Annotated in this window: 8 protein-coding genes; 1 reads left to right on the forward strand and 7 read right to left on the reverse strand. The window is 64.9% G+C overall.

The genetic code is table 11. From position 1 onward, the window contains the following. Positions 1 to 135 precede the first annotated feature (135 nt). The 3 genes from AB0C20_RS31000 to AB0C20_RS31010 form a co-directional block, all read right to left on the reverse strand. Positions 136 to 1,347 (reverse strand): tyrosine-type recombinase/integrase, encoded by a 1,212-nt coding sequence (locus tag AB0C20_RS31000; RefSeq protein WP_357569300.1) that lies wholly within the window; start codon positions 1,345 to 1,347, stop codon positions 136 to 138. A gap of 4 nt (positions 1,348 to 1,351) precedes the next feature. Further along, positions 1,352 to 1,561, reverse strand: coding sequence for a helix-turn-helix domain-containing protein (locus AB0C20_RS31005; protein ID WP_112584515.1), 210 nt, complete (start codon positions 1,559 to 1,561; stop codon positions 1,352 to 1,354). Positions 1,562 to 2,663: 1,102 nt separating this feature from the next. Next, entirely contained in the window at positions 2,664 to 4,580 is a 1,917-nt protein-coding gene (locus AB0C20_RS31010; RefSeq protein WP_357569301.1) for a hypothetical protein, read from the reverse strand. 340 nt (positions 4,581 to 4,920) lie between these two features. Between AB0C20_RS31010 and AB0C20_RS31015 the strand changes: the two genes are divergently transcribed. Further along, a complete protein-coding gene (locus AB0C20_RS31015; protein WP_357569302.1) occupies positions 4,921 to 7,479 on the forward strand; it encodes a transcriptional regulator in 2,559 nt (852 codons plus the stop codon). A gap of 1,022 nt (positions 7,480 to 8,501) precedes the next feature. Here the strand turns inward: AB0C20_RS31015 and AB0C20_RS31020 are convergent. The 4 genes from AB0C20_RS31020 to AB0C20_RS31035 form a co-directional block, all read right to left on the reverse strand. Then, positions 8,502 to 9,818, reverse strand: a complete 1,317-nt coding sequence (locus AB0C20_RS31020) for a DegT/DnrJ/EryC1/StrS family aminotransferase (protein WP_357569303.1) — start codon at positions 9,816 to 9,818, stop codon at positions 8,502 to 8,504. Then, complete coding sequence (locus AB0C20_RS31025) at positions 9,818 to 10,798, reverse strand: NAD-dependent epimerase/dehydratase family protein (RefSeq protein WP_357569304.1); 981 nt, start codon at positions 10,796 to 10,798, stop codon at positions 9,818 to 9,820. Before AB0C20_RS31025 ends, AB0C20_RS31020 begins: the two co-directional genes overlap by 1 nt. A gap of 342 nt (positions 10,799 to 11,140) precedes the next feature. Then, complete coding sequence (locus AB0C20_RS31030) at positions 11,141 to 12,160, reverse strand: NlpC/P60 family protein (protein WP_357569305.1); 1,020 nt, start codon at positions 12,158 to 12,160, stop codon at positions 11,141 to 11,143. Positions 12,161 to 12,234: 74 nt separating this feature from the next. After that, complete coding sequence (locus AB0C20_RS31035) at positions 12,235 to 12,576, reverse strand: hypothetical protein (protein WP_357569306.1); 342 nt, start codon at positions 12,574 to 12,576, stop codon at positions 12,235 to 12,237. Positions 12,577 to 12,706: the final 130 nt, after the last annotated feature.

Here is a 12,706-nt window from a genome sequence, read left to right on the forward strand (position 1 = left end):
GGTTCGAATCCGGCCGTCCCGACAGAGAAGAAGCCCTGACCAGCGGAAACGCTGGTCAGGGCTTTAAGTTTGTCTATGGGGTTTTGAACCGCCCCCCGAAAACCCCCCATTTACCGGAGTCGGCGACCAGGTTCGTCATCCCTGCGCATCGTTGGGCAATGCGTGTGTGGGACGTCGCCCGCGGTCTGCACCGAGTCGCTCGAGGATGTCCGAGACGTCCGGGGCTTGGGCGGGCTTGGCGATGTAGTACGTGGCGGTGACCTCCTCGCTGGAGTGTCCCAGCTGTGCTGCGGCGCTTTTCGTGTCGGTCTCTTCCTTGATGAGGGTGGCGACGGTCTTGCGGAAGGTGTGAGGGGTGACCCAGGCGAGGTCGGTGTCGGAGCGAGCCTCACGCCACTGGCGGCGGACGTTGTTGGGCGAGAGCCAGGTGCCGCGTCGGGAGGCGAAGATTGCGTCGTGGGGGTTGTCGGCGGCGACGAGCTTGCGGGCCATGATCATGCCGACGGCGAACCGGGGCAGCACGACCATTCGCCAGCCGGCGTCGCTCTTGGTCCAGGGTTGGCGGAAGAAGCCCTGGCCTTTGACGAAGACGAGCGTGCCGCAGATCGTCAGGGTGGGGCGTTCGGCGGCGAGGTCGAGGTCCTCCCATCGCAGGGCAAGGATCTCGCCGATGCGGGCGCCGGTGGCGAGCATCAGGTCGACGACGTCCGCCAGGTCGCCGCTGTGCCGTGGTCCGGGCTTGCCGGGGATCGGTCGCTGCCAGTCACGGATAGCCGTGCGGACGGCCTGGAGATTCTCGTCGGTGAGGGCGACGACCGTGCGGCGGGGTTTACGGAGCCGGCCGGTGTCGCGTACGGGGTTGGTGGGGATCGCGCCGTGGCGAACGGCCAGGGCGAACATCTGACTCAGGACAACTTTCGCGCCCTTGGCTGCCGAGGGGCGGTCTTTGGCGATGTCGCGCAGGAACCGATCCAGGCGCCCGACGGTGGCTTCTCTGATTCGGAGGTTCCCCAGGGCGGGCAGGATCGCGTTGCGAGTGCTGGTCTCATATCGCTGGATGGTCTGTGCTGCGATCCGCTCCTCGGTGGTGATCTCTTCGATCCACAGGTCGGCGAGTCTGCTGACGCGGGTCTCCCGGGTGATCTCGTCGTCGTTGGGGGTGGTGCGGTCACGTAGCTTGACCTTCAGCGCCCGTTCCGCGGCCGGGCCGGTGGTGCCGGTGGCCTCGATGTCGCGGGTCTTGCCGTCGTAGTCGCGAAACCGCGCTCGGGCGCGGAACCGATTGGGCCCCAGCTTCTGAGCGCGGATCTTGCCCCAGGTGCCGATGGGTAGTTCAGGTCGGGCCATGGGGTCAGCGCTCCGCGTCGGTGTGGTCGTCGAGCCAGCGTTCGACTTCGCTGCGCCGGTAGCGAAGGGTGTTGCCGACGCGGATGGCGCGGGGTCCCTTACCGCGGCTGTGCCAGGCGTAGAGGGTGTTCTTGGGCTTGCCCAGCCAGGCGGCGACGTCGTCGATGCTCAGGAGCGGGTCTGGCCGCCACTCCGGGGCGGCTGAGACGTTCATCGGCGACCCAACATGTTGGTGGAGCCGGGCAGTCGGCGCGGCGTGACGCGGCCGGCAGGCTGCCGGCCACCGGGCGGTGAGGAACCGGCTGCGGTACGGGGGCGGGGCGAACATGGATCTGGCGTCCTTTCAGGATTCCAGCATGATTGGTATCGGGGGTCCTTGGCGCTATCACTGCCGCAGACGGTCGTGAGACTTATCGACTGTGGCTGTTTATCCACCCGTTTTGGTCGTATGGTGTCAAGCCTCTCGTTGATTGTTGTTACCGCAGGATGCTGCGGGCATTGCGGCTCGTCTCGGCGGAAATGCTTGCTCTGGATCTCGAAGCTTGACGTCGGCGATTGGTGGGTGCCCGCTGATTTTCCGGTCAGTGATGGTTTGGCATTGCGGGATCTCATACGAGGCTGAGGTGCGTAGGAGTTTGTTGAGCAGGTTGTAGAGCGCGTCCGCTTGGTCTGCTCGACATCAATGCGGATCCGGAAATTCTGGAACGTTCCCATGTTTGTGCCCTTTCGGTGACGTGCGGTGGCCGCATTAGCTAGGTGGAGTTGGTCCACGGGCGTTCGCGTGTCTGCCGGCGCGGTTGAGTTGGAGGTCCTGAGGTCGGCGCGCTGGTCGGATTGCCGGCCCGTGCGTTGGGGGGACTGGCCGGCTCGAAGTCTCGTGGCGCTTGGGTCGCTCGAAGTTGTTCGGTCTCGGGGCTCAGTCGGCCATCGTGGTGGCCGAGTTGGATGGCCAGGATTGTTGGTGCGCTTCGGCGATTTTGGAACTCCTTCCGAAAATGCGAGTGCCGGCTGAGCCTTCGCTCAACCGGCACTCGTCTGCTGCTATACGTATCGCTCTATGTAGGTGTGGCATTTCGGCCTGCCTCTTCCTCGGCGGGCGTGTCAGGCGTTCTCTAGTCGCTTGTTGACGTTGGTGGACTGCTGGCTCAGTTGCCTTGATGCGGTTAGGTAGGAAAGCAGGGACGAGTAATGGGTCGAGTTGGGCGAGGATCTGCTGCTGGCTGACGGAGACGCTGCGCGGATGGTCGATGCGATGGGCGTCGTTGTCATCGGCGTTGTAGATGCGGTGGTAGCCGCCCGAGGGGCTTCGCGGTCCTTCAGCTGCCCGTGCGGTCGGCGAGGCGGCGCAGTGCCGTTCCTGGCTGGGGGAAGGCGAGCCGCAGGGTGTGTGCGGTGAGTCGGATGCCCCACCAGGTGAGGGCGGCGAGGTAGCCAACGATGAGGGCGCCGGTGGTGTCAACGGTGTAGACGAGGGCGTAGCCGATGGCGAGGCCGGGTGCGGTGATGGCGCGGATCGTACGGCGGCGGCTGATGGTGAGGGCGGTGGCAATGCCGACGAGGGCTGCGCCGATGCTGCCAGCGATGGGGGCGATGGCGTTTGTGGAGATGGGTGTGGTGAGGGTGATTGCGGCGCGCATGAGGTAGATGCCGGCGGTGGCGGTGATCGCGTGGGTGACGGCGGGGCGGGTCATGGCGAGCCACGTGGGTAGCGCGTTGGCGGGGATGCGGGGTGCGGTGGCGGCGATGAGGGCGGCGCAAATGGCCAACGGTAGGGCGGCGCCGAGGGTCCATTTGAGATATGGGGTGTAGTCGTATTCGACGGCGGTGCCGGTGGCGAGGCCGTAGAGCGCTGCGGTGATGGCGCCGCCGACGGCGGTGGTGAGGTATCCGCGTCGAATGAGGCTGCCTGTGGTGGGTTCGGGTGTTGATGCGGTGGGTGTCCCGGCGAGCAAGGTGGTGGGCGCGAGGTGCGCAACGGCGAATGCGGTGAGCATGACGAGTGCGCCGGCGGTGCCGAGTTGCGGTAGAGAGGTGCGGACGCCGACGACCCAGGTGCTGAAGGTGGTGATGTAGGCGCTGAGGATGGCTTGCAGGAGCAGGACCAGGGAACAGGCACCGAGAAGCAGGGAACCGGTGAGGTCGCTGATACGTAGGCGCACGCGGGGTAGCCGTGCGGCGCCTGCCGAGCCTGATTGGTGCGTGGTGGTGAGGGAGAGGGCGCCGTCGGCGAGGGCGTGGGGGTGGTCGATGAGTGTGGGGGTTTTGCCGGTGGCCGCGGCGAGCGCCTCAGCCAGCGCGGGTACGCCGGGGGCTGGTCTGAGGACGACGTCAGTGAGGTGCGTTTTGTCGACGTCGGCCGAGTCGAGGAGTCCGTCGACTGCGTCGGGGATCTGGTCGAGGAGGGGCTGTGCGGCGGCCGTGACGTCGTGACGGGTGATGACGGCGGGTTGGCGGGGCGCGGGCAGCAGGATCGGGGCTTGGTCTTGGGTCGTGAGTAGCTGCCTGGCGGTGCGGACAGATTCCAGGAGGGCTCGTCCGACGTCTGTCTGGTCGCTACTGGGCGCAGTGATGATCGCTTGGAGCGGGTCGGAGTCTGTGGTGGCCGTCTGGACGACGTGGTGGGCGATGAGGTGGTCGAGGTCATGGGCAAGGCTGATCTGCTGTGTCGCCAGTTCGCGGTAGCCGTCGGCGGCGGTTTGCAAGACGGTGAGGGTCGCCGGTTCTCGGTCTGCCTGGCATATAAGCACGCAGGAGCCTGCCGGCGCGGTGACGCCGAGGATTGTGGCGTAGGCGGCGAGGGCGGCGGGTGCGGTGACCAGGGCGGGAGGTGGAAAGCCGGCGCGGGTTGCTGCCTCGCTGATGTGTCCGCAGCGGCGTGGTCCCCAGCTCGGCGGCACGGTCACGGTGAGCGCGGTGATGGGCCCGTTGACGTTGACGGCAGCGTGATGGGTGACGTGCCGCAGCACGGTGGCGAGTAGATCCACCGGATCGGGTTGCGTCGTATCGGCGGTGTTGATGGGCCGGCCGAGGAGGTCAGTCGGGTTATCGACGAACTGGTGGTCTACCGGCAAAGACGTCGCGGCCATGGTGTCGAGGCCGACGTAGATTTCCCCTGCGGGCCCGATAACGACGCCAGGTGGCATGACGAGGCTACCGTCGATGAGGATGGGGATCTTGAGGCCTTGCCGGCTGACAGTGGCCGCGATGGCCGACGAACTTAAGTCGATCGACAAGACAGTGCCCCCGCTTGGCATGAGGGGCAGTCTCGTCGCTGAAGGCATCCGGGTGTCAACCGTGATCCGCAGAACGTGACTCGTTGTACGCGGATGGTGAGAATCTCTCCCGATGGGATAGTCGAAGGCACTCACCCTCGTGTATTCGAAGAAGATCGGGGATCAACGGCAGGGGGGACAGGTGCCGCAGACGCACCGAGGCAGAGACGACAAGCTCGCCGAGTACGGTGCACGCGCCACCGTCCGCATCCCAGCAGATTCGCGACCGCGTGCGCGACCGTCCCTCGACGGGGCTGTTCGCGGCGTCATCGGCGCGGGACTCTTCTTAGTCGCCGTTCCGGTGCTGCTGTGGGCCGCGGGTGGGAACCCTCTCCGCCGGCTGCCGGCCTGGTCGCAGATCCCCGACTGGTTCGCGCGCTCCAGCGGGCGGTTCACCCCGGACTTCCTCATCGGCGCGGCCCTCTGGGCGATTTGGCTGCTGTGGGGCATATTCACCCTGCTTTTGCTCGCCGAGATCCTCGCGGCGGTGACCCGGTGGCGTATCCCCATACTCCGGCTGCCGGCGTCGTTGCACCGGCTCGTGTTCGGTCTGGCCGGCACCGCCGCGCTCGCCGTCACCCCCGCCGGCGCCCTCGACGCGGCGGTGCATACCGATCGGCCGTCTACGCCTACCACTGCGACCGAGCACGTCGATGTTCCTCGGCAAGCCGCAGCCCGTGGGTCCGCCATCATCCACGTCGCCGATCAGCGCTACCTCTACACCGTCGAGCGACACGACACCTTGTCCAAGGTCGCGAAGGAGTGGCTCGGCGACGCGGGTCGGTGGCCGGAGGTCTGCCGCCTGAACAAGCACCGCCACTTTCCTGTCGGCGGTGTCCTGCGAGACTGCGACCTTATCTACCCCGGCTGGGAGCTTCGCCTTCCTGCCGACGCCCGCCCACCACAAGCCGCCACACCAAGGCCCCCCACCCCCCGGTCGGGCCGGCCTGCGACACCACCCGCCTCGCCGAGCGCCGCACCTGACCCGCCCGATCCCACGGCGCCGCCACCGGCGCCCCAGCAGTCGGCCGCCACGCCCACCACCACGAGGTCCGCAGCCCCAAGCGGGCCCGCTTCGTCGCCAGCGCCGTCGTCGGGGGTTCCCAACCCCGCCACGTCGCCGCCCGCCACGAACAGTCCCACGGCGGCCACAGACGACCAGGGTGCTGATCTGTCGGACTCCGGCTGGCTGCCCTGGTCACTCGCCGCCGCCATCAGCGCCGCCGCCGCGATGCTCTGGCTCCAACGCCGCCGTCGATACACCGCCGAGCCGGACGATGATCCGCCCACCGAACTGCCCCCGACCGTGGTCCAGGTCCGCCGCGCCGTGACCGCCCGCAACCCCGAGCCGTCGGATGCGAGCAGCGACGGTGGCCCTCCACTCACTCTCGTACCCGACCTCGGTCTATTGCCGGGCGGCGGATGCGGGGCCGTCGGAGACGGCGCACACGCTGCCGCCCGCGCCGCCCTCGTCGCTGTGCTGGCCTCCGGCGACCCGCACCAACCCGACGCCCGCGGCGAGGTCGTCATCGACGCCGCCACCCTGACCACGCTGCTCGGCCCGGACGCGTTGACCTTCAGCCCATGGCCGCGCCTGCAGGTGACCGACAGCATCAACGACGCGCTCACCCTGATCGAGTCCCGACTCCTGCACCGCAGCCGCATCCTCGATGAACACTCCCTGACCGACCTGGACGAGCTGCGGCGGAAAGCGCCCGACGAGGAAGCACTACCGCCCGTCGTTCTCATCACCGAGGCCCCACCCGCAAGTGCCCACCTGCGCACCAAAGTCTCCCTCGCCCTGGGCGAGGGCCTACACGTGTCCGCGCTTCTGCTCGGCGAGTGGGTCCACGGCGCTACCGTCGAGGTCTCCCCGGACGGACACACCAGCCTCATCGCTGGGCAGTCCGCCGAACCGGTGCCGCCGCGCCTGCCCGTGCTCGAGCCGGCCGCCGCCATCCAGATCCTGACCACGCTCCGCGAGGCGCAGACCGGCGAACCGCCCGCCATCACCTCACCAGCCGTGCCGGTCACGATCGTGCCACTGCACGCCAGCCGCACCGCCACCGACCCGGCTACCCCGACCGTCGTCAACCACACCGCCGATACGCGGTCGGGACGGGCTCGGCTGCGGGTGCTCGGCACCCCACGCATCGAAGGCATCACCGCTGAAGGCCGGCCGCTGCGAGCCAAAGCCCTGGAACTGGCGGTCTACCTCGCCGTCCACCCCGACGGAGCCGGCACCCGCGACATCGGCGAATACCTCGAACCCGACGCCCGCATCAGCCAAGCCGACCAACGCGTCCACACCAACGCCTCGAACCTGCGGCACGTCCTCGGCCGAGCCGGCACCGCGGAGACGAAGAACGCCTACGTCATCAAGTCCGCCGGACGCTACCTGCTCGACCCCGCCACCGTGGACGTCGATGTCTGGACACTGCGCGACCTGATGCGCAGCGCCACCATCGCCACCGAGCCGCGCCGCCGCGAACTCCTCAGCAACGCCTGCGACCTCTACACCGCACCCCTCGCGGACGGCAAGGACTACGAATGGCTGCAGCCCCACCGCGAGACAGTCCGCCGGTGGGGCACCGAAGCCCACCTACTGCTGGCCGACGATCTACTCGACACCAACTCGCAGGCCGCATCCGACCTACTCGCCAAGGCCATTGGCCTCGACCGATACAACGAGGCCCTTTACGTCAAGGCGATGCTCGCCCGACACGCTCTCGGCGACGCTGGCGGTATCCGTACCCTGCTGCGTGCCCTGACCAAAGCCCTCGCGGATCTCGACGCCGAACTGCGGGAAGACACGATTGCGCTCGCCACACAACTGCTCAACAGCCTAGACGAGAATTGATCGTCTCGTCAGGTCACCCCGCGCACGTTTGCTACGCCAGTCGGCGCTGATGCCCACCCTCAGCTGGCCAATGACTTGCAAGGCGTGCCGGACAGTCAGCCACAGCGAGTCGTATGCCCATGGGCACAACCTGTGGGATCAACGCCACCCGCCCGTGCGCTCGCTGCAGCGCCTGCAGCCTGCGCATGGGGCCTCGTAAACCGTCGAAACCGCCACCGCGCTGGCCGCCGTCGCCCTTCGCTCTCGGGCCGGACCAGCTCGATAAAGCCGCCTTCGCTTGGAGAGCGCAGAAGATCGCTAGCGCTGACAACAATTCCCATCTGGCGTGGTCCGCTGCGCGCCCTGCTCCTCAAGTTGGCCGCCCTCTGCGTGTTGACTGCGCGGCACGGGCAGCCTCGCCGACGGCGAACTTTCTCCAAGACGGTAAGCGGGGCCTACGTACATCCAGGCTGAGTTGTTGCGAACGAACACAGTCCAATAAACAGCAGCGAATGCCGTCATCGCCAGTCCAAGACTCCACAGCACCCACAAGCCGCCGCCTTCAACTACTGGAGCGGTCAAAAGTAAACCAGCTACCGCTGGTGCGACAAAAGTCAACATGGCAGGAAAAGCAAAGAGGGCGCTGCGCCAAAAATTACCGCGGTCTTCATGGGCCCAGTCCTCATATGACGTCAGGGCTGGACTGCCTGAGAGGTCGCGTAGTTGGGGCCACCGAGATATACGGATGTATGTTCCGATATTAACAATGCACCGTGCATGGTCGAGCCAAACGGCACCCAGTACGGTGCAAGCGAACGGGAGAACTAACGCCAAAATGCGCTTACTCGGATCGGAAAGGGCGAGGCCTGCGACTGCACCAGTCGCAACGATCGAGATATTCAGTATCACATGTTGAGCACCTGAGCGGGACACGATTTCGCCCCGCAGTGCGCCGTACTCGGCTAGGGCGGCATCTATGCCGAGGTTGTCAGTTGTTCGCATGGCACCACCAGTGTAATAGGGGAGCGGCAACGCAATTCACCTTACTGATGCAGTTGATCGAGCGTCAATGCAACGATCCTATCGATGTTTTCGACCAGAACCTTGTGGAGGCACTCAGCGATGAGGTTCATTTCGAGAACTCCGTTGGGTGGGCCTAGGGAGCTCATACTCTGGCCTATGACCAAGCGCCTACTGCAGATATCTGCTGCGGCGGGGTACTCGGTAGCTAAGTAGGACACTTGATGGCTGGTCTGATGACAAGTCCACGGGCAGCCGCCCCCGAAGCCACGACGGCTTTGAAAGAGGTCCTGCAGTGGCAGCGGCCGACGCTGCCAGGCGGAAATGGTTAGGCCTTCAGCAGAAACAGCTTTCTGGACAGTATCGCGAAATGCGACACTTGCACTGACTGGAAGGCCGACAGCTTCACATCGAAGCAGTAGAGGGTAAAAGAAGTACACGTGCGTGCGGTCTGGTGGGACAAGCGGCAATTGAAGTACGTCAAGATCGCTTAAAAGTTCAGTAAGTAATTGTCCGTTCGCGCTCCTTTGCGAACTTGCTGCCCCAAGGCGGCGGAGTTGCGATCGGGCAAAAGCGGCTGCGAGTAGGTCTATCCTATAGTTCCAGCCGATAATTGAGACATCGTACGTCCTGCCCTGTAGTTCGCGGGATTCGTTCTCTCCGAACATCATTACTTGGGCTGCCAGATTGCGGCGCATCATATCGTTGGTAGCCAGCAAGCCGCCCTCGCCCAGCCCGGAAAGATTCTTCGAGCCATTAAGGCTGCATGCTGAAACATCGCCAAGAGCGCCTACCTGGCGGCCCCTGTACTCCGCGCCGTGAGCCTGTGAACCGTCCTCTATCAGTGCAATCCCGGAGCCTTCGAGCGTTTTTCGTAGACCTTCGTAGTCGGCAGGAAGGCCGTGAAGGTCCACGGCTATCACTGCTCTTGTGCGATCCGTGATTCTGTTGGCCATTGCTAATGGATCGATGTTGTAAGTACTCTTATCGACGTCAACGAAAATGGGTATCGCGTTTGCCTGGAGAACGCAGGACGCGGTTGATAGGAAGCTATCGGCCGGCACGATGACTTCGTCACCGGCCTCAACGCCACAGGCGGCTACAGCCATGTGTAACGCGGCAGTGCCAGAGTTGCATGCCAACGCATACGTGGTGCCGATTTGACGACTCCATGCCTCCTCGAGCTCCGATACAATTGGAAATGGCCATCGCCAAGGGCTGGCTGAGTCTAAGGCGCGGATCACCTCCGCGCGGTCTGAGTCGGTGATTTGGGGCCATGGCGCCAGCTTTCGCGATTCCGATAGCACGGGGAGCCCTCCGTCTAGCGCCAGCCGGGACATCAGCTGTTCCCCCCGATGATGTGAGGCGCGGATGGCGCTCGCAATATGACCTCCTCATCGGGCGGCCTGGCGGAAGTGCCGTAGTGCTTCGCCAACTGAGATACCCCCTCGGCTAGCTCGACCGAAGGACGGAAGCCCAACCGACGAATTTTCCTGATATCTCCCGCGAATCGAAAGCTGTCATTTGTTGTATGTAACTTTTGTGCTATCGAAAGCTTCCTTTTGAGCACTCTTTCAAGGAGCTTTATGAGCTGTCGCTGCGAGATTTCCACGCCACTAGCAATGTTGTAGGCTTCACCGATCACGCCGTCGGTTCCGAGAATGAGCAGGGCCTTTACGACGTCGGTGACGTGAACAAAGTCGCGGGTCTTGCTATCGAGATCACCTAGGACTTGTATTGGTTGCTCGTTCAAGGCGAAACGCAGGAAGCGGTCCACTTCAGTAAAAGACCCACGCACGGAGTCCCCCGGGCCGTATATGGCAAAGCTTCTTCCAATAACGATGGGAAGTTCATGGGTCCGCAACATCGACAGGTAGGTATTCTCTGCCGCTAGTTTGGACGCGCCATATGGCAGAATCGGATTCTTGGGGTGTTCTTCACGGATAGGTACCGCGCCTGCGGGGTTTCCGTACACCGAGGCGGTCGAAAGGAATATGAGGCGTTGGGCTCGGACTCGATAGGCCATTAGACCGGCGGCAACAGACCCAACTCCGTTGCTCATTAAGTCGCCGCGTGGGTCGAGAACAGATGCGGGTCCACTTCGGTTCCCAGCAAGGTGGAATATCGCAACCACCGCAGCCCTCGGCTTCCGCCGATACTCATCCACCCTTAGATCTAGTGGAACGAAGGTCACATTTTGATCTTTGATCTGCGGGGGAACTTGATCTACCACCTCAACCGTATGGCCGTGACGAACGAGTTCGGCCACGAGGTGCGTGCCCACGAACCCCGAACCGCCCGTGACGATGTAGTGACCCATGGTGGCAGTATCGCGCAAGTCGACCGGGGGAGCCATGCTGGACCTCGTTGCCAGTCCTCCTCTGGCTCTAAAGGATGCGGGAACTTCATGCCCGAAGTGTTTGGATCGGGTGTACAGGCACCACTGGCAGCCTCGCCCGCACCGCCCAGCGACGCCGGGTCCCCCCGCCTCAGAGCTGTGGAACAGGCGAGATGCTGTTATATCCGACAAACTTGTTCAGCGTCCTCACGTCTGCGACGCATGAGACGAAAGCCGGCGTCTCGCACTCCAATCCCGCGACCGCTTAGCGAGAGCGGAGTGATGGAGCACCAACCGAGGTCGAGGTGGGATCCGACGACGCTGTTACAGCGCAACGCGTCTGATGGCTGCGATCTGGCCGAACCAGCTGCTCAGCCGCGAGATCTTGACCATGTCGCCAGTTCTTGGCGCCTGGATGATCAATTCCTGTCCGATATACATGCCGACGTGGCGGGGGTTGGCCATAGTGCCTCGGCTGCCGGGGACGAACAAGAGATCGCCGGGTAGCAGAAGCGCCAGGCCGGCCACCGGCTTGCCAGCGACGACCTGGTCGGTGGTGACGCGCGGGATGGAGATGCCGGCGGCCCGGTAGGCCAATTGCATCAGCGAGGAGCAGTCGCACTGTTTGTCGGGGTCGCCGGAGTGCGGGTCGGTGCAGGAGCCGCCGAAGTGGTACGGCGTGCCGAGTTGCTTCACGGCCCAGCCGATGGCGGTCGCTACGGCGGGCGGTGTGTTGGCGGGTAACGCGAACCCGGCGGGGAGCGCGTCGAGGGCTTCGCCGGCGCAGTCGGCGAGGGTGTTAGTCATCTGCTCGACGAGGTGCAGGGCGTCGTCGGTCCACGTGGCGTAGGCGTCGGGGAAGGCGGACACCTGGACGGCCTGCGCGGCCTGGGTGAGTGGCATCGTCTTCCAGCCGGGCACGGTCTGGAGTTTGTCGAAGAACTTGCTGGCCTGGTAGGCGGGCTTGGACAGTTGCGCGATAGTGCCCCAGCCTTGGCTGGGGCGTTGCTGGAAGACGCCGATGGAGTCGTGGTCGTTGTGGTCGCCAAGGTAGGGCAGGTTGCGTAGGCCGGATTCCTGAATGGCGGTGGCGACAGCGACGATCCAGCCCCAGCGGGGTACGCCTTTGGTGACCCCGACGTCGATGATCGCGGCAGCGATGTCGAGTTGCTCGGTGTCCCATCGGCCGGGGCCGGGCGGCTGCCCAGAGGGGCGTAGGCCGGGTGGGGCGGCGACGGCGCATCCGCCGGGGCCGCCGCCGGTAACGGAGGACAGCAGCAGGAGGGGCAGGCCGAAACAGGCGATGACGACGACGGTAACGACGCCGATGATGACCTTCGTCATGGCGATGACCTCTCGGGATAGCGAGAAGGGGCCGGTCTGCGTGCGGTGCGCGGCTGGACGCCGCGACGTGCGTTCTAGAGGCGGTAGAGAAGGGGGAGCAGTGCGGCGTGGGTCTCGCGCAGGAGACCGGTGATCAGGGTGCTGGCCGGGAACAGCGGGTGGCCCACGTCGACGGGGGTGGCGTAGCGCCAGTCCCAGTGGCCGGGCTCCAAGCTGGGCACGTACCAGAGGGCGTCGGCGGCATCGAGAAACACGGCGCCGTTGATCTGTGGGGCGAGCAGGGTCATGGGTTGGCTGGCGCAGGTGGCCAGGCAGTGGCAGTCGGGGTTGTTGTAAATCGAGCGCGGTTGGCCGTGGTGGATCGGGCAGCGGCAGTCGCAGGCGCGCACGCGGGCGGTGCGGTAGGTGCGGTGCATAGATGTCTCCCTTGGTCGTGAAGCACGAAAAGGTCGTGGGGGGGGGCCCCGGCGGGCGCCCCCCCCGCTCGGATCTATATTAATGAACTAAAGAAAAAAAACAAAAAACAAAAACTTATTTTTTCTGTGT

It is taken from the genome of Micromonospora sp. NPDC048843, from assembly GCF_040649965.1.
Taxonomy (GTDB): domain Bacteria; phylum Actinomycetota; class Actinomycetes; order Mycobacteriales; family Micromonosporaceae; genus Micromonospora; species Micromonospora hortensis.